This is a genomic window from Litorisediminivivens sp. KMU-197, assembly GCF_056858395.1.
The window spans coordinates 189,454-206,761 of sequence record NZ_JBXEQG010000007.1; the positions used below are offsets into that span (position 1 = coordinate 189,454).

Genomic DNA, 17,308 nt, shown 5'->3' on the forward strand with positions numbered 1-17,308 from the left:
CGCAGTCTTTGACCTGCGTGTTTTATGGGGTCGGAAGGGCCGCGCACGGCCCCTCCGGTCGTTCAGTCAGCCCGCGGGCTTATTGTGCCAGCCACGCCTGGAACTTGGCGTCGATGTCGTCGCGGTAGTCAGCCCACCATTCGTAGTTGTAGAGAAAGGTGTTCTGCGCGTTGTTCGGATCGGTCGGCATGTGCGGGGCCATGTCGATGCCTAGATCGGCGTGCTGGCCGACCAGCGGAGCCGAGCTTTCGCGCGCCGGGCCGTAGGAGATGTACTTGGCCTGATCCGCCAGACGCTGGGTGTCGGTGGCGAACTTGACGAAGTGCTTGACGCGGTTCATGCGATCTTCCGGCAGGTCGGCGGGGATGATCCATCCGTCGAGGTCGAAGACCTGCGCGTCCCACATCATCGCGACCGGTTGATCCTGCTCTTCAATCACGCTGAACAGGCGGCCGTTGTAGGTCGAGCCCATGAAGACTTCGCCATCAGCCAGAAGCTGCGGCGTGTCGGCACCGGCGGACCACCAGACAACCTGATCCTTGATGGTGCCCAGCTTGTCGAGCGCCTGTTGCTGGCCCTCTTCGGTTTCGAGCACGTCGTAGACGTCTTCCTTGGCCACGCCGTCACAGAGCAGCGCCCATTCCATGTTGTTGATCGGGCGTTTTTCGAGCGAGCGCTTGCCGGGATAGGTTTCCAGGTCGAAGACCGAGCAGATGTTGGACGGCGGCTCGGCGCCTTCGGGCACCAGGTCGGTGCGGTAGCCGAAGGTGGTGGAGTAGACGATCTGCGGGATGAAGCAGTCCGACACCAGAAGGTCGCCGAAGTCGTCCTCGGCGCTCGTGCCGTCGGGCGCGGCGGCCAGGTCTTCGTCGGGGTCGATTTCCAGCGCGAGGCCTTCGTCGCACAGACGGATGGCGTCGGAGGCCACGACATCGACCAGATCCCAGGTGATGTTGCCGGCTTCGTTCATGGCGCGCAGCTTGGCGACGGCCTCGGCCGAGGATTCATCCCAGGACACCGACACGTCGGGGTGCATTTCCATGTAGGGTTCGGCGTAGGCCTTGATCTGCGAGTTCTGGTAGGCACCGCCCCAGGACACGAGTGTCATGTCGTTGGCGCAGTTTTCGCAGGCTTCCATCTCGGCATGGGATTCCGCGAAGGCGAGGCCACCGGCCACTGTCATCGCAGAGGTTGCCAGAAGGATTTTCGTGATTTTCATATTTTGCTCCCTGTAGTTACCCGTGAACTTGAACTTGCGTTCCGGCCTGCGACGGGTGACGCCCTGCCGGTCCGCATGGGGTTGGCGTGCGGCCCCTGCCGGGACCGCGCGGCAAGATTTAACCTAAGGCGCGTCGAGCGCGCGGCAATCTTCGGGCAGCCAGCCGATCTCGATCTGCTCGCCCGGTTTCAGGCGCACCTGATCGGGCGCGTTGCGGGTCTTGACGATGAAATCGCTGTTGCCGGCAACGCGCAGGCGGGTGCGGAAGATATCGCCCATGTAGATGAATTCCAGCACCTCGGCCTTCAGCGTATGCGCGCCTTCTGGCATCCGGTCCTTGTTGAATTCCACCCGCTCGGGACGGATCGAGACGCGGGTGCGCTGACCCACTTCATGCACGTTGATCGGCTTGCAGTCGATCAATTCGCCGTCGTCGAGCTGAACCAGCGCTAGACCGTTGTTGATTTCCTTGATGGTGCCTTCCAGCGTGTTGTTTTCGCCGATGAACTGCGCCACGAAGCTGTTTTCCGGCTCTTCATAGAGCTGGTCGGGCGGGGCAAGCTGCTGGATGCGGCCATCGTCGAACACGGCGACCCGGTCGGACATCGTCAGCGCCTCGGTCTGGTCGTGGGTCACGTAGACCGTGGTGATGCCCAGACGGTGCGCGAGGTCGGTGATCTCGAACTGCATCTTTTCGCGCAGCTGCTTGTCGAGCGCGCCGAGCGGTTCGTCCATCAGCACCAGCTCGGGTTCGAACACCAACGCGCGCGCCAGTGCGACCCGCTGCTGCTGACCGCCCGAAAGCTGCGCCGGACGGCGGCCGCCGAACTTGCCCATTTCGACCATGTCGAGCGCGCGCTGGACCTTCTCCTTGCGCTCGGACTTGTTCATCTTGCGCACCTCGAGCGGGAAGCTGAGGTTCTCGGCGATCGTCATGTGCGGGAACAGCGCGTAGTTCTGGAACACCATGCCGATGCCGCGCTTGTGCGGCGGGATGTTGTTGATCGAAGTGCCGCCGAGGCGAATGTCGCCGTGGGTGGCGGTCTCGAACCCTGCGAGCATCATCAGGCAGGTGGTCTTGCCGGAGCCCGACGGCCCGAGCATGGTCAGGAACTCGCCCTTCGGCATGGAGAGATTGAGGTCTTTGACGACGAGCGTTTCACCGTCATAGCTTTTTTGCACACGTTCGAATTCGACGAATGCGTCGGCTCCTGAGCTATCTGCCATTGCGGCTCCCTGATGGTCTGCGGGTTTTCCCCTTGTTGCGGGAGAGTAAACCTCGCATCGGGAAGGACTGCAACTGTTGTGCGACGCTTTACCGCTTAATAGCGGCATCGCAGGACAAGTGGACAGTTCAGCCGCTCAAATCAGGAAGATCGACTGCGGGCGTGGCCTCGGTTTTCACAGGAATTGCCATTTTCAGGGCATTCCTGTTACGGATCCGGGGCATGAAAGCGGGCAAGTGTCGCAGATTTCAGCGCGCGTGCTGGCGACTCACCCGGGGCGCGGGAATTTTGTGCAATTTGCGGCGGCTTATGTCGTTAATGGTCGTGCGCTCTTGCGGAGGAGCGGCCAGCCTTGCCACCAGTCGGACGTCAGGAGGTCACCCATGCCGCATCACCGTTTCGCCAAGGACATTCCGTTCTCGGAGGGCGAATATGCCCGCCGTCTGGCCAAGGTTCGCGCCGCCATGGCCGACAAGGAACTGGATGCGCTGCTGGTGACGGATCCGTCGAACATGGCCTGGCTGACCGCCTATGACGGCTGGTCGTTCTACGTTCATCAGGGGGTGATCGTGCTGCCCGACGCCGATCCGATCTGGTGGGGCCGGGCGCAGGACGCCAATGGCGCGCTTCGGACGGTGTGGATGGATGACGACCGGGTGCTTGGCTATGCCGATCACTTCGTGCAGTCGGTGGACCGCCATCCGATGCAGGATCTGGCTGTGCGAATCGGCGACCTCGAGATCTCGGCGGCGCGGATCGGGGTGGAGATGGAGAACTATTACTACTCCGCCAAGGCGCACGAAGAACTGGTGAACGCGCTGCCGCAGTGCGCGTTCATCGATGCGACGGCCTTGGTGAACTGGTGCCGGGCGGTGAAATCCGACGAAGAGATCGTGTTCATGCGCCGGGCGGCGCGAATTTCCGAGAAGATCATCGACGGGCTGATGGAGCGGACCGAGCTGGGCGTGCCGAAGAACGAGGTGGTGGCGGCGGCGATGGCCGATGCGGTCTCGGGCGCGGACGGGCACTGGGGGGATTATCCCGCAATCGTGCCGCTGCTGCCGTCCGGTCCGGACGCCGCGGCGCCGCACCTGACATGGAACGGCAAGGCCTTCGCCGGCGGCGAGGCGACGTTTTTCGAGATCTCGGGCTGTTATCGCCGCTATCACGCGCCGCTCTGCCGGACGATCTTCCTTGGCACGCCGCCGGATTTTCTGAAGCGGGCTGAGGAGGCGCTGGTGCGCGGGCTGGAGGCCGGAATCGAAGTGGCCCGCGCCGGCAACCGTGCCTGTGACATGGCCAATGCGCTGGCCGACGAGCTGGGCAAATCCGACATCAAGCGCGCGGCACGCTGCGGCTATCCCATCGGCCTCAGCTATCCGCCGGACTGGGGCGAGCGGACCATATCGCTGCGTTCGGAGGATGAAACCGTGCTGGAACCGGGCATGACCTTCCACTTCATGCCGGGGTTGTGGATGGAGGATTGGGGTCTGGAGATCACCGAGTCGATCCTGATCAAGCCCGACGGCGCGGCCGAGACCTTCTGCGACCGGCCGCGGATGGTGACGGTGAAATGAGCCATCTGGAAGACTCTGTTGCCCTGCTGGGCGAGTTGATCGCCTATCCCACGGTGTCCTCGGACAGCAATCTGGAAATGATCGGCTACCTCGCCACCCGGCTGGAGGACGCGGGCGCAAGGGTGCGCATCCTCGCCGACGACAGCGGCACCAAGGCGAACCTTTTTGCCACCATAGGACCGGAGGAGGAAGGCGGTCTGATGCTGTCGGGCCATTCCGACGTGGTGCCGGTGCTGGAACAACCTTGGTCGTCCGATCCTTTCGAAATGGTTGAGCATCGCGGCGCGCTCTACGGTCGCGGGACCTGCGACATGAAGGGGTTCATCGCCTGCGCCACGGTGATGGCGGCGGAATATGCGCAGCGCGATCTGCGCCGCCCGGTGCATTTCGCCTTTACCTACGACGAGGAGACCGGCTGCCTGGGCGGGCAGGCGCTTGTCGACAGCCTGCGCAGGATGGAGATCCGCCCGGACATGGCGATCGTCGGTGAGCCGACGTCGATGCGCATCATCGAGGGCCATAAGGGGTGCTGCGAATACACCGCGCGGTTTCGCGGACTGGAGGGCCATGGCTCGGCCCCCGACCGTGGGGTGAACGCGGCGGAATACGCGGCGCGCTATGTCACCCGGCTGCTGGAGTTGCGCGAGGACCTGAAGGCGCGGACGCCGACCCACAGCCGGTTCGTGCCGCCCTGGTCGACGATCAACATCGGCGCGATTCACGGCGGCCACGCCCACAACGTCATCGCCGCCATGGCCGAGGTGGCGTGGGAGATGCGGCCGGTGCAATGGGGCGACGCGGATTTCGTGAAGGGCGAGATGGAGCATTTCGTCGATCACGTGCTGCGCCCGGCGATGCGCGCCGTCGACCCCGAGGCCGATATCGCCGTCGAATGCATCGGCGAGGTGCCGGGGCTGGAACCGATGGAGGCCAACGAGGCCCGCGACCTCGTGGCCCGGCTGACCGGGGCGAACGGCACGGACCTCGTGGCCTTCGGCACCGAGGCCGGGCTGTTTCAGGGGCTGGGCACTGACGTGGTGGTCTGCGGACCGGGCAGCATCGAGCAGGCGCATATGGCCGACGAATTCGTCACCGTCAGCCAGATGCAGGCCTGTCTGGACATGCTGGACCGGGTCGCCTGACCCGGCCCTTCAGCCAAATCACTTGTTGATCGGGGTCGCGCCGGTCTCCAGCCGGGTGATCTTGCCGTTTTTCAGGGAATAGACGCCGATCACCGCCTCACGGCTGCCATCCGGGTAGTCGTTGACCGAATGGGTGACCAAAATGTCGTCGTTTTCGTAGATCTTGCGGCGCGGTCCCATCGCTTCCGAACCGGAGACGAACATCTTTTCCAGCAACTCGCGGGTCTGCGCCTTGTTGAGTTCCGAGCCGCTCTGGTGGCGGACGAAGGTAAAATCCTCCGCCATCAGCTCCGCATACTGATCCACCGCGTTGTTCTGGATCGCGGCCTCCATCTTTTCGAATACAGCCATCACGTTTCTCCTTTTCTGCCGGAAACCGGCGTTACAGGTCTGGCTTGCCCGGAATGGTGCGCAGGTAAGCGACGATGGCGTCCAGGTCCTGGGCGCTCATGCCGGCGAGGTAGCCATAGGGCATCGGCGGCATCATCCTTTCGCCGTCGGGTCGCATGCCCTTGGTGATCATGGTCTTGATCTCGTCGTCGCTGTAGTCGGCCAGCCCGTCCGGATGGTTGGTCAGGTTGGCCGAGACCGACGTTCCCCACGGCCCGTGGAACTCGAACCCGCCGCGGCCATAACCCTCTTCGCTGAGGTCCGGCCCCTGCGGCGTCAGCGGGCTGTGGCATTCCATGCAATGCGCCAGCGCGGTGACATAGGCGCCGTATTCGGCGTTCACGGCCGGTTCGGGCGCGGTGACGCTGTCGACCGGCGGGCCGTAGGCGGGCGGCAGCGGCATGTTGTACTCCGAGGTGCCGGGATCGTTGTCCACCGCCGGAACGCTGCGCAGATAGGCGACGATGGCGCTCAGGTCGTCATCGGCAATCTGGCGGTACATCGGAAACGGCATCGGCGGTCCGATCACCGAGCCGTCCGGGCGGATGCCCTCGCGGATGGCGCGGGCAAGCTCTTCGTCCGACCATCCCGACACCCGGCCGGCCGGCGTGATGTTGGGCGCGATGGCGGTGAACATGTCGGTCTTTTCCACCAGCCGGCCGCCCAGCGCCTGATCGGCGATCGGACCGTCCGGCCCCATCGGCGAATGGCAATTGCCGCAGGCCATGACCGTGGTGACAAGGTATTCGCCGCGGTCCATGTGGCTTTCAGCGAAAGCGGGCAACGCGAGAACGGTCGAAAATACAGCAATCGTGGCGTGTTTCACGTTAAAATCTCCTTCTTCAAATCGCCGGATCGACTCGACCCGGACAGGAAGGATCATAGAGGAAAATCTCGTTTTTTTAACGTGGTTTGTGCAGGGGCGCCGTCCAATCCTTCACTGGTTCGGAAATATCCCGGGGGCTTGGGGGCAGCGCCCCCAACACACCAACCTGTGCGCTTGAAAAGCGCGCCTTGGGATCACGCCGCCTTGTAGAGCCCGTCGTTGCGGATCTTTTCCAGCGTCTTGTCCAACGCGGCGCGGGCGCGGTCGATCAGCACGTCGATTTCTGCCGGCGTGATCACCAGCGGCGGGGCCGAGATCATGCGGTCGCCGACATGGCGCATCACCAGATTCGAGGCGAAGCAGAACTCGCGGCAGATGTAGCCCACGGTGCCGCCGTCCGAGGCAAAGGCGGCTCGGCTGGCCTTGTCCGGCGTCAGCGCGATCGAGGCCATCAGGCCGCAGACCTTCGCCTCGCCGACCAGCGGGTGATCGGCCAGCGACAGCCACTTGTCGCGGAAGTAGGGCGCGGCGACGTCGCGGACGTGCTCGACCACCTTCTCGTCCTGCATCAGCCGCAGGTTCTCCAGCGCCACGGCGGCGGCGACCGGGTGGCCGGAGTAGGTGTAGCCGTGGTTGAATTCGTCGCGGCCGATCACCTCGGCCACCTCGTCGCAGACGATCGAGGCGCCGATCGGCGCGTAGCCCGACGACAGGCCCTTGGCGACGGTCATGATGTGCGGCCGGATGCCCATGGTCTGCGACCCGAACCAGTTGCCGGTGCGCCCGAAGCCGCAGATCACCTCGTCCGCGATCAGGAGGATGCCGTACTTGTCGCAGATGCGCTGGATCTCGGGCCAGTAGCTGGCGGGCGGCACGATGACGCCGCCGGCGCCCTGCACCGGCTCACCGATGAAGGCGGCGATGCGTTCGGGGCCGATGTCCTCAATGGCGGTTTCCAGTTCGCGGGCGCGGGACAGGCCGAAGGCCTCGGGGTCCGTGTCGCCGCCTTCGGACCACCAGTCGGGTTGCGGGATGTGGTGGATGTCGGGGATCGGCAGCCCGCCCTGCGCATGCATGCCCGACATGCCGCCAAGGCTGCCCGATCCGACGGTGGATCCGTGATAGGCGTTCTTGCGGGAAATGATGACAGTGCGTTCGGGCTGGCCCTTCATCGCCCAGTAGTGGCGCACCATGCGGATGTTGGTGTCGTTGGCCTCGGACCCGCCACCGGCGAAGAACACGTGGTTGAGGTCGCCCGGCGCGATCTCGGCCAGTTTCTCGGCCAGCGCGATGGCGGGGATGTGGGTGGTCTGGAAGAAGGTGTTGTAGAACGGCAGTTCGCGCATCTGGCGGGCCGCGGCGTCCACCAGTTCCTCGCGTCCGTAGCCGAGGTTGACGCACCACAGGCCCGACATGCCGTCGAGAATTTCCTCGCCTTCGCTGTCGGTCAGCCAGATGCCGTCGGCGCGGGTGATGACCCGAACCCCGGTGTCGGCCAGCGGGCCGTTGGCGGTGAACGGGTGCATGTGATGCGCGGCGTCGAGACGCTGGAGTTCGGCGGTGGGCAGGTGGTTGGTGATCTTGTTCATGCGGAGACTCCCGGCGCTCGAGGTGTGGCGGCCAGAATATGATCAAATTTTGGCGTGTCAATCGAATCGGTGTCGCTTGGTGGGAGCCGGGCAATCGCCGACCCGCGGGGTGGCGTCCCGTCGAGAATGGGAGCCACTTCATCGATCAGTCACCGTAGACTTTGAGATTGTCAGGGATCCATCAGCCTATCGCCGCCCCGGGGGGCGGGTCATGCCGGAGGCATGCCTTTCGCATAACGATTGCGCGGCGGCCTGCGGCCTTGATTCCGCGCAGGGCGGCGGTCGCTGGCGTCAGTCCAGGGTCTGGAGGATCTGCTCCATGCCCTGCCGCACGTCGTTCTCCATGGCGGCGGCAGCGGCATTCCCGTCGCCCGAGCCGATCGCGTCGAGCATCGCCTTGTGCTGGTCGGGCAGGCTCTGGGTGCCGTAGCGGCCGCAGACCACGCGCAAGGAGGGGCCGAATCGCAGCCAGAGGCCCTCGGCAAGCTGTTGCAGGATCGGGGCCTCTGCCAACCGGTAGAGATGCAGGTGGAAGCGGTAGTTCTGCTCAAGGTAGCCGCGCACATCGCCGCGTGCGATCGATTCGTCGAGACGGGTGTCGATGGACCTGAGGGTGGTCACATCGTCCGGACCGGCATGGGCGCTGGCGCGGCGGGTGAGTTCGGGTTCGATCGCCACGCGGGCGTGGATCAGTTCGCTTACCGCGCCGGCGTCGAGCACCGGCACCGAAACGCGGCGATTGCCCTGAAACACCAGCGCGCCTTCGGCGGTCAGGCGACGGATCGCCTCGCGCACGGGGGTCATGCCGGCACCGAGCTGCCCGGTCAGGCCCTGGATCGTCACCGGCGCGCCGGGCGGCATCTCGCCGAAAAGCAGCAGTGACCGTACCTCGCGGTAGACCTGCTCATGGGCCGGCAGGCCGGGCGCGGCGGGCTGTTTCGAAATGTCGTTCATCTGCCTGATTTCTCACCACTTCGTCGGGTCTTGCGACTTTAACCTGCCCGTGATTGCATTTCCATATTGCCCTGCTGGGCATAATTTGATCAAATCCAGACGAGGCGGCAAGCGGAAACGACCGCCGAGACCCAACGGGAGCCTGACATGAAAAATACCCTGATGACCTGCACCGCGACGCTGGCGCTTGTCGCCTCGGCCACGGTGGCCGAAGAGGTCCGCGTCTACAACTGGTCGGATTACATCGACGAAAGCCTGCTGGAGAAATTCGAGCAGGAGACCGGGATCGAGCTGATCTATGACGTGTTCGATTCGAACGAGGTGCTGGAGACCAAGATGCTGGCCGGCGGTTCGGGCTATGACGTTGTGGTGCCCACCGGCACATTCCTGCAACGCCAGATCGCAGCCGGCGCGTTCCAGCCGCTGGACAAGGCGAAGCTGCCCAACCTTGAAAACATGTGGGATGTGATCTCGGACCGGACCGCGAAATACGACCCCGACAATGCCCATGCGATCAACTACATGTGGGGCACCACGGGCCTTGGCGTGAACACCGGCAAGGTCAAGGAACTGCTGGGCGAGGACGCCCCGATCGACAGCTGGGACCTGGTGTTCAAACCCGAGAACATGGAAAAACTGGCGGACTGCGGCGTGCATTTCCTTGACGCCCCGGCCGAGATGATCCCGGCGGCGCTGAACTATATCGGCGAGGACCCGGACAGCCATGATCCGGAGGTCATCGCCAAGGCCGAGGCGGTCTACGCGCCGATCCGGCCGCATATCCAGAAGTTCCATTCGTCCGAGTACATCAACGCGCTGGCCAACGGCGACATCTGCGTCGCGGTGGGCTGGTCGGGTGATGTGCTGCAGGCGCGTGACCGGGCGCTGGAGGCCGACAACGGCGTGGTGATCGAATACTACGCGCCGAACGAGGGCGCGCAGATGTGGTTCGACATGATGGCGATCCCGGTGGATGCGCCGAACCCCGAGGGCGCGCACAAGTTCCTGAACTTCATCATGGAACCCGAGAACATGGCCGCGGCGTCGAACTATGTCTATTACGCCAACGGCAACGAGGCATCGCAGGAGATGCTGAACGAGGACGTGATCAACGACCCGGCGATCTATCCCTCGCCCGAGGCGATGGACAACACCTATACCACCACGCCCTATCCGCCGAAGGTGCAGCGGGTGGTGACCCGGCTCTGGACCAAGATCAAGTCCGGCACCTGATCCGATACGGGCCCGCGCTTTTCCAAGAGCGCGGGCCTTTTTTGTGACTGTCGACTGGAGTTTGCATGCCCCAAGCCGTCTTTGCCCCATGGGACGATCCCGACCAGACCCCGCTGATCCAGTTCAAGGGGGTCACCAAGCGGTTCGGGGATTTCGTGGCGATCGACAATCTGACGCAGGACATCTACGCGCAGGAGTTCTTTGCCCTGCTCGGCCCGTCGGGTTGCGGCAAGACGACGATGATGCGGATGCTGGCGGGGTTCGAGACGCCCACCTCGGGCCAGATCCTGATTGCCGGGCAGGACATGGCGCAGGTTCCGCCCAACAAGCGGCCGGTGAACATGATGTTCCAGTCCTACGCGCTGTTTCCGCATCTGACGGTATCGGACAACATCGCCTTCGGGCTGAAACGCGAGGGCAAAGGCAAGGACGAGATCGAGGCGCGGGTGGCCGAGATGCTGCGGCTGACCCGGCTGGAGCGTTTCGCCGCCAGAAAGCCGCACCAGATCTCGGGCGGGCAGCGGCAGCGCGTGGCGCTGGCGCGGTCCTTGGCGAAAGCGCCGAAATTGCTGCTGCTGGATGAGCCGCTGGGGGCGCTGGACGCCAAGCTGCGCCAGCAGACCCAGTTCGAGCTGATGGACATACAGGAAAAGACCGGAACGACCTTCGTGATCGTGACACATGATCAGGAAGAGGCGATGACCGTGGCCAGCCGCGTGGCGGTGATGGACGAGGGGCGGATCGTGCAGGTGGCGACCCCGGCCGAGATCTACGAGCAGCCGAATTCGGTTTACGTGGCGAATTTCATTGGCGAGGTGAATATCATCGAAGGGACGGTCGACCCTTACGATGATGGGTACGAGGTGCATTGGGCGGAAGGGGAGCATCCGTTTCATACACGGGCGGACAAGCGGCTGGAAAAGGGCCAGCGGTGTTCTTTGGCGATGCGGCCCGAGAAGGTGACGATCAGCACGGAGGAACCGGATGCGCACAACCGGGTGAAGGGGCGTATTCACGACATCGCCTATCTGGGGAACCTGTCGACCTATCACGTGGAACTGTCGAACGGGCAGATGTTCAAGGCGCAGACGGCGAACACGCGGCGGCTGTCGCGGCGGCAGCTGACCTGGGAGGACGAGGTCTGGCTGAGCTGGACCGATACGGCCGCGGTTTTGCTGGAGGGATGAGGATGGGTGTTGCGACATTTGCCTCGGAGACGCGCGTGCGCCGGGTGAAGCGTTTGCGAGGTGTTCCGACTTCGCTTGACGGCAGAAGGGGATTCCAATGCGCCGCCTGACCCTCATTGCCATCCCCTACCTCTGGCTCTTGGCACTCTTCCTCGTGCCGTTCCTCATCGTCCTGAAGATCTCGCTCTCGGACACGGCCATCGCCATTCCGCCTTATACGCCGACGCTCGACCTGTCGGAGGGCTGGGCCGGGTTCAAGGACTTCCTGAGCCAGCTCGACATGGAGAACTTCACCTGGCTCACCCAGGACGATCTCTACTGGAAGGCCTACCTGTCCTCGGTCCGCATCGCCCTTGTCTCGACCGTGCTGACGCTGCTGGTGGGTTATCCGATCGCCTATGGCATGGCGCGCGCCGCGCCGGAATGGCGGCCGACACTGCTGATGCTGGTGATCCTGCCGTTCTGGACCAGCTTCCTGATCCGCGTCTACGCCTGGATGGGGATCCTGTCGAACGAGGGGCTGCTGAACGGGCTCTTGCTGAACCTCGGCCTGATCTCGGAACCGCTGACCATCCTCAACACCAATGTCGCGGTCTATATCGGGGTGGTCTATACCTATCTGCCGTTCATGATCCTGCCGATCTATTCGGCGCTGGAAAAGATGGACGACAGCCTGCTGGAAGCCGCCGAGGACCTGGGCTGCTCGCGCCTGCAGGCCTTCTGGCTGGTCACGGTGCCGCTGTCGAAACAGGGCATCATCGCGGGGTGCTTCCTGGTGTTCATCCCGGTGGTGGGCGAATTCGTCATCCCGTCGCTGCTGGGCGGATCGGGGACGCTGATGATCGGCAAGGTTCTGTTCGAGGAGTTCTTCAACAACCGCGACTGGCCGGTGGCCAGCGCCGTGGCGGTGATCCTGCTGCTGATCCTGATCGTGCCGATCATCCTGTTCCAGCGCAACGAGCAGAAACAGCGGGAGGCCGAGGGATGAAGGTGCACGCGAAATCTTGGAAAGATTTCGGGCCGATTTCCTGCGAGGAAATCGTGGCCACGGGGAAAACCGCATGAGACGCTTTTCCGCCTTCAACGCGGTGTCGCTGACGCTGGGCTTCGCCTTTCTCTACCTGCCGATGGTGATCCTGGTGATCTACAGCTTCAACGCCTCGAAGCTGGTCACCGTCTGGGCCGGGTTCTCGACCCGCTGGTATGCCGAGTTGTTGCAGAACGAGGCTTTCCTCGATGCCGCGTGGGTCACCATCCGCGTCGCCGTGGCCTCTTCCACCATCGCCACCGTGCTGGGCACGATGGCAGCCTACGTGCTGGTCCGCGCCGGGCGGTTTCACGGGCGGACGCTGTTTTCCGGCATGATCTATGCGCCGCTGGTGATGCCCGAGGTGATCACCGGGCTGTCGCTGCTGCTGCTGTTCATCGGCATCGGGCTGGACCGGGGCATTCTGACCATCATCCTCGCGCACACCACGTTTTCGATGTGCTACGTCTCGGTGGTGGTGTCGTCGCGGCTGGTCAGCTTCGACCGCTCTCTGGAGGAAGCGGCGCTGGACCTTGGCTGCACCCCGTTCGAGGCGTTCCGGCTGGTGACGCTGCCGATCATCGCGCCCGCCGTCATTTCCGGCTGGCTGCTGGCCTTCACCCTGTCGCTCGACGATCTGGTGATCGCGTCCTTCACCGCCGGGCCCTCGGCCACCACGCTGCCGATCAAGATCTTCTCGGCCGTGCGGCTGGGCGTCTCGCCCGAGATCAACGCCTTGTCGACCATCATGATCGGCATCGTCACCGTGGGCGTCATCACCGCCTCGCTGGTTTCGAAGCGCGCCAGCATCCGGCAACAGGCCGAGCAGCAAGCCGCCGTCCGCGCCTGATGCGGCGGCTTTACGAAACCTATGCCTATTCCGGGGGGCCGCTGGCGCAGTGCCTGTGGAACGATCAGGCCGCCCCGCCGCGACCACCGTTGGACGGCGACGCCCGGGCCGAGGTGGCGGTGATCGGCGGCGGCTATACCGGGCTGTCGGCGGCCTTACATCTGGCCGAGGCCGGGGTGCAGGCGGTTGTGCTGGAGGCGGAGCGGATCGGCTGGGGCGCCTCGGGGCGCAACGCGGGGTTCTGCTGCCTCGGGTCGTCGCTGATGTCGTCGCGCGAGATGCGCCGCCGGTTCGGCGAGGCGGGCTGGCGGGCGCAGAGGGATGCGGAGCTGGCCTCGGTGTCGCTGGTGCGCGCGTTGCTGGCGCGCCAGGGGATCGCGGCCGATGTGCAGGAGGGCGGCGAGACGGTGCTGGCGCACAGCCCGCGCGCGATGGCGGCACTGCGGCACGAGGCCGGAGAGGTGACGCGCGACTATGGCGTGACGGCCACGTTGCACGAGGCCGCCGACCTGCCGGGGCTGGGCATGGGGCCCGGATTTCACGGCGGGATGACCACCCCGGTGGGCTTCGGGATACATCCCCGCAAATACCTGCTCGGGCTGGCGCGCGCGGCCGAGGCGGTGGGGGCGGTGCTGCACGACGCCTCGCCGGTGACGGCCATCGCGCGGGAGGGGGGCTTTACCCTGAGCACCCCGCGCGGACGGCTGAGGGCCGAACGGCTGATCGTGGCGACCAACGGCTATTCCAGCGACGACCTGCCCGGCTGGTTGCGCGGCCGCTATCTGCCGTTGCAATCCAACATCCTTGCCACGCGGCCCCTGACCGACGCGGAGCGCGACGCACAGGGCTGGCATGCGCGTCACCTTGTGCATGACAGCCGCAAGCTCTTGCACTACTTCCGGCTGCTGCCCGACAACCGCTTCCTGTTCGGGATGCGCGGCGGGGTGTTTGCGACGCCGCGCGCCAATGCCCGGCTGAGGCGCAGGATCCACGCCGATTTCAGCGCAATGTTCCCGGCCTGGACCGAGGTCGAGCGGCCGTTCTTCTGGTCCGGGCTGGTCTGCCTGTCGCCCGGCCGCCGGCCCTTCGTCGGCGCGATCCCGGAGCTGCCGGGGGCCTTCGCGGGGCTGGCCTATCACGGCAATGGTGTCGCCATGGCCAGCTATGCCGGGCGGCTGCTGGCCGGTCTGGTGCGCGACGAGGCGCCCGACCTGCCCTGCCCGCCGGGCTTCGCCACGCCGCCGCGTGCGCTTCCCTTCGGACGCCACCGCCGGTTCCTGTTGCAGGCCGCGACCACCGCGCTGTCGGCCTTCGACTGACCGGTCGTCGGCCCGGCCCGCGGCCTTTGGGCCGGCGGGGCCCGTCCGCCCGCCCAATCCAAGCTTCCTTTTGCACGGGACATTTGCCACACTTCGCGCGGGACCGGTGCGCGCCCCGGCGCGAGCCGGGAGGATATTACGCAGGTATTTGCAACAGGGGGCATTTAAAGATGGCCGATTTCGACACCCAGCTGCGCGAAAGCCAAGCCCAGGTGGCCGAGGCGCAATCCAAGATCTCGGAGATTACCACCCGGATCGAGACCGCGCGCGAGAAGATGAAGACCGGAACCGAGGCCGACATAGACATCGAGACCGCGACGCTGGAGGACGTGCACGCCCACACCGAGGTGATGAACGCCAATATCGCCGAGTTGATCATGGGGCTCGATGACGTCACCGCCGCCTTTTCGCGCGATTTCGACGAGATGCGGTCGAAGACCGGGTGGGAGAGCTTTGTCGGCTTCTTTTCCAAGGACCGGTCGGACGCGCTGCGGCAGGAGCGGATCAAGACCGCGAACATCGACGACAAGTTGCAGGACCTGATCGCCAAGTCGGACATCATCACCAAGCTGCTTGAGAACCAGTTGGCGGTGCTGAACGAGCAGAAAGGCAAGGTCGAGACCAACCTCGGCGAGACGCTGGACGAGCGCGAGGCCACGGTCGGGCAGCTCGAGACCACCAAGGCCGAGATCCTCGCGATGGATCCGAAGATCATCGAACTGGAGAACAAGATCGCGGTGGAACAGGACGCCGCCGCGCGCACCAAGCTGGAGACCGAACTGGCGGAGCTGAACCAGCAGTACAACGAGATGGTGCAGCGTGAGCAGGTGGAAGTCGCCCGGTCGCAGACGCTGGAGCGCTACATCGAAAAGGGCAAGACCTGGGTGGATTCGCTTCAGAACCAGGCGGCGACGCAGATGGTGTTGATCAACAAGCTGCAGACCGACACCAAGCAGCGGGTGGTGTTGTACGATGCGCTGTCGAAATCGCTGAAGACCGCGCAGCAGCAGGACGTGGCGCACCGCATCAACGAGATCGGGGTGCAGACCGACCAGGAGGCGCAGACCGCGATGGCCGCGATCGGCACCGCGACCAACCAGCGGATGGCCGACATGCTGGAAGCGCACGAGGATCACATGGTCTTTGCCCGCGACGTGCTGGAGGCCAAGGCCAAGGCGGACGAACGCTTTGCCCGGCGCTTTGCCGAGATCGTCAAGAAGCACGACAGCAATGCGTATGGGGGATGAGGTGGCGCAAGTGGTGTATGCGGACCGCGATCGCGTTCTTTGCGCTAGGAGCCGTCTGGTTCCTTTTGATGGCGACCTTGCCGACCGTCTTTCCCTGGTCCCCGCAGTTTTCATGGTGTTTCCTGCTGGGCCTCGTGGCCTCGGGCATTGGCGGTTGGGGCGAGGTGCATGATGATGATATCTGGCTGCTAAGCGACAACGATGGGGATGGGCCGTTCAGCGGCTCGGTGACCCATGTCTCTCTCGACTCATTCGACGCGGACAGCGATGACTGACGCAATTCAATGAGGTTCCAAATGGTACGGGCAATACGTGGTATTCCGTCAAGCGCACCGATCTTGAGGCAGGTTGCATGGCACCTCGCAGGCCGGTGGTTTCATGACTGACGCGGCCTCGGACCATCGCGGGCTGACCGACACTTTCACCAGCCGCCGCTACTTTCGCAAGTTCGAGCGGATCACCACGCACCTGGGCCGGGTGGCCGGGATGATGGAGGCCGAGGGCAACCTGAGCCGTGAGGACGTGAAAGTGCTGGCGCGGTATGTGCGGGGCATCGCATACAGCTTCAAGGCGCTCAGCATGAAGTACCTGCTGGTGGGCCGGGACACCGGGCAATTCTTCGGCTCGCTCTCTATCGACGCGCAGGAGAGCGGATTTCCGGCGTTTCAGGAATTGCTGGTCATGGCCAATGACTCGCAGCAGGCCGAACAGCATCTGGAGAACATGCCCTCGGTCGCGGCGCTGAAGGACCAGATGGTGGAACAGATCATCGGCGCGCAGGAAATCCCCACGCGGTTGCAATTCGCGCTGTCGCAAAGGCTCTATTACGAGGAATTGCTGCGCGGCCACCTGTTCTGGGCGCGCAACGATCCGCGGGTCGACTGGATCGAGGGGTTCGAGGGACGGCGGAGCTATCGCGTGCACTGGGCGGTCTATGACAGCCAGATCAACCTGCCGACGATCTACTTGATGGAGGTCGAGGATTCGGGCCGGGTGGCGCTGCCCCGGGACGAACGGCGCTGGCCCGAGGTGCAGCGGCACCTGATGGGGCAAAGCCTGGGCGCACTGAAGCTTCTGACCATCGCGAAGGGGTTCGACGAGAGCTTTGCCGACCTGCACCCCAAGCGCCTGCGGCGGTTCCACATCGGGCCGATGTATTCGCACAGCTACACCCGCCAGACCGGCCCGATCCGCGACGTGCTGGCCGAGGCGAAATCGCCCGAGGGCGAGGACTGGACGCTGGCCTGGACCACCGAGGTGCTGGAAAGCGAACGGGTCCGGGAAGAGCGCGCCGGTTGGTTCGGGACGGTGGAGCGCGAGGTGTTCGCGCTCGATCCGTTTTCCGGGCGCGGGATCGACACCGGCGCCACGCGGACCGAGCGGGCGATCATCCTGCCGCAGCGGCCGTTCCAGGTGCTGGCCGAGAAGAACCCGCCCGGCTTCGCCAATGTCCGCAAGTTCGTCGTCAGCCCAGGGGGCCGGGTGCTGAGTTATTAGCCCTGTGCCGGGGGGGGGGAAAGGA

Annotated in this window: 16 protein-coding genes; 10 read left to right on the forward strand and 6 right to left on the reverse strand. The window is 64.6% G+C overall.

From position 1 onward, the window contains the following. Window positions 1-79: 79 nt before the first annotated feature. Window positions 80-1,219, reverse strand: a complete 1,140-nt coding sequence (locus AC04PT_RS15610; RefSeq protein WP_482874648.1) for an extracellular solute-binding protein — start codon at window positions 1,217-1,219, stop codon at window positions 80-82. Window positions 1,220-1,342: 123 nt separating this feature from the next. After that, the gene (locus AC04PT_RS15615; protein ID WP_482874649.1) at window positions 1,343-2,446 is read right to left on the reverse strand and encodes an ABC transporter ATP-binding protein; all 1,104 of its coding nucleotides are present in this window, start codon (window positions 2,444-2,446) and stop codon (window positions 1,343-1,345) included. Between the two features lie 382 nt (window positions 2,447-2,828). Between AC04PT_RS15615 and AC04PT_RS15620 the strand changes: the two genes are divergently transcribed. After that, window positions 2,829-4,022: a M24 family metallopeptidase gene (locus AC04PT_RS15620; protein ID WP_482874650.1), complete on the forward strand. Its 1,194-nt coding sequence runs from the start codon at window positions 2,829-2,831 to the stop codon at window positions 4,020-4,022. Further along, the gene (argE, locus tag AC04PT_RS15625; protein WP_482874651.1) at window positions 4,019-5,164 is read left to right on the forward strand and encodes an acetylornithine deacetylase; all 1,146 of its coding nucleotides are present in this window, start codon (window positions 4,019-4,021) and stop codon (window positions 5,162-5,164) included. Before AC04PT_RS15620 ends, argE begins: the two co-directional genes overlap by 4 nt. An 18-nt stretch (window positions 5,165-5,182) precedes the next feature. On the opposite strand, the gene AC04PT_RS15630 is transcribed toward argE, so the two are convergent. From AC04PT_RS15630 to AC04PT_RS15645, 4 genes are all read right to left on the reverse strand, one after another. Then, window positions 5,183-5,515 (reverse strand): nuclear transport factor 2 family protein, encoded by a 333-nt coding sequence (locus AC04PT_RS15630; RefSeq protein ID WP_482874652.1) that lies wholly within the window; start codon window positions 5,513-5,515, stop codon window positions 5,183-5,185. A gap of 31 nt (window positions 5,516-5,546) precedes the next feature. After that, window positions 5,547-6,380 (reverse strand): c-type cytochrome, encoded by an 834-nt coding sequence (locus AC04PT_RS15635; protein WP_482874653.1) that lies wholly within the window; start codon window positions 6,378-6,380, stop codon window positions 5,547-5,549. 194 nt (window positions 6,381-6,574) lie between these two features. Next, window positions 6,575-7,969: an aspartate aminotransferase family protein gene (locus AC04PT_RS15640; protein ID WP_482874654.1), complete on the reverse strand. Its 1,395-nt coding sequence runs from the start codon at window positions 7,967-7,969 to the stop codon at window positions 6,575-6,577. A gap of 291 nt (window positions 7,970-8,260) precedes the next feature. Beyond that, window positions 8,261-8,923: a GntR family transcriptional regulator gene (locus tag AC04PT_RS15645; protein ID WP_482874655.1), complete on the reverse strand. Its 663-nt coding sequence runs from the start codon at window positions 8,921-8,923 to the stop codon at window positions 8,261-8,263. 147 nt (window positions 8,924-9,070) lie between these two features. On the opposite strand from AC04PT_RS15645, the gene AC04PT_RS15650 reads away from it, so the two are divergent. From AC04PT_RS15650 to AC04PT_RS15685, 8 genes are all read left to right on the forward strand, one after another. Next, window positions 9,071-10,156, forward strand: coding sequence for a polyamine ABC transporter substrate-binding protein (locus AC04PT_RS15650; protein ID WP_482874656.1), 1,086 nt, complete (start codon window positions 9,071-9,073; stop codon window positions 10,154-10,156). Between the two features lie 65 nt (window positions 10,157-10,221). After that, window positions 10,222-11,343 carry an ABC transporter ATP-binding protein gene (locus AC04PT_RS15655; protein ID WP_482874657.1) on the forward strand — a complete coding sequence of 374 codons (1,122 nt, stop codon included), beginning with the start codon at window positions 10,222-10,224 and terminating at the stop codon, window positions 11,341-11,343. Between the two features lie 97 nt (window positions 11,344-11,440). Beyond that, entirely contained in the window at window positions 11,441-12,331 is an 891-nt protein-coding gene (locus AC04PT_RS15660; protein WP_482874658.1) for an ABC transporter permease subunit, read from the forward strand. Window positions 12,332-12,404: 73 nt separating this feature from the next. Beyond that, window positions 12,405-13,220: an ABC transporter permease gene (locus tag AC04PT_RS15665; protein WP_482874659.1), complete on the forward strand. Its 816-nt coding sequence runs from the start codon at window positions 12,405-12,407 to the stop codon at window positions 13,218-13,220. Continuing rightward, window positions 13,220-14,539 carry an NAD(P)/FAD-dependent oxidoreductase gene (locus AC04PT_RS15670; RefSeq protein WP_482874660.1) on the forward strand — a complete coding sequence of 440 codons (1,320 nt, stop codon included), beginning with the start codon at window positions 13,220-13,222 and terminating at the stop codon, window positions 14,537-14,539. Before AC04PT_RS15665 ends, AC04PT_RS15670 begins: the two co-directional genes overlap by 1 nt. A gap of 170 nt (window positions 14,540-14,709) precedes the next feature. Further along, entirely contained in the window at window positions 14,710-15,786 is a 1,077-nt protein-coding gene (locus AC04PT_RS15675; protein ID WP_482874661.1) for a hypothetical protein, read from the forward strand. Between the two features lie 68 nt (window positions 15,787-15,854). Continuing rightward, window positions 15,855-16,061 (forward strand): hypothetical protein, encoded by a 207-nt coding sequence (locus AC04PT_RS15680; RefSeq protein WP_482874662.1) that lies wholly within the window; start codon window positions 15,855-15,857, stop codon window positions 16,059-16,061. Between the two features lie 103 nt (window positions 16,062-16,164). Beyond that, window positions 16,165-17,283, forward strand: a complete 1,119-nt coding sequence (locus AC04PT_RS15685; RefSeq protein WP_482874663.1) for a hypothetical protein — start codon at window positions 16,165-16,167, stop codon at window positions 17,281-17,283. Window positions 17,284-17,308 lie beyond the last annotated feature (25 nt).